Source organism: Psychrobacter sp., assembly GCF_018260395.1.
Taxonomy (GTDB): Bacteria; Pseudomonadota; Gammaproteobacteria; order Pseudomonadales; family Moraxellaceae; genus Psychrobacter.
In genome coordinates this window covers 6,827-7,039 of the sequence record NZ_JAGLBC010000124.1, presented here as the reverse complement: position 1 = coordinate 7,039, position 213 = coordinate 6,827, and the positions used below count along the sequence as shown (strand labels likewise).

Genomic DNA, 213 nt, shown 5'->3' with positions numbered 1-213 from the left:
CCCTAAAACAGGTAAGGATCGAAGCTTTCACTGTCGTTGGGTTGATAAGATAGGATATGAAAAGGATACTGGGATTGTCTATTTACGTTTTACTCATGATGTTGTACCTCTTATTACAAGACTTGAGCAACAATTTACCAGTTATGATATAGAACAGATTAGCAGCCTAAGCAGTGCATATGCCATTCGACTTTATGAGCTATTAATACAATG

Annotated in this window: 1 protein-coding gene; it reads left to right on the top strand. The window is 36.6% G+C overall.

The features are described from left to right. On the top strand, positions 1–213 hold a 213-nt coding region (locus QZ265_RS08905; RefSeq protein WP_296405435.1), incomplete at both ends, for a RepB family plasmid replication initiator protein.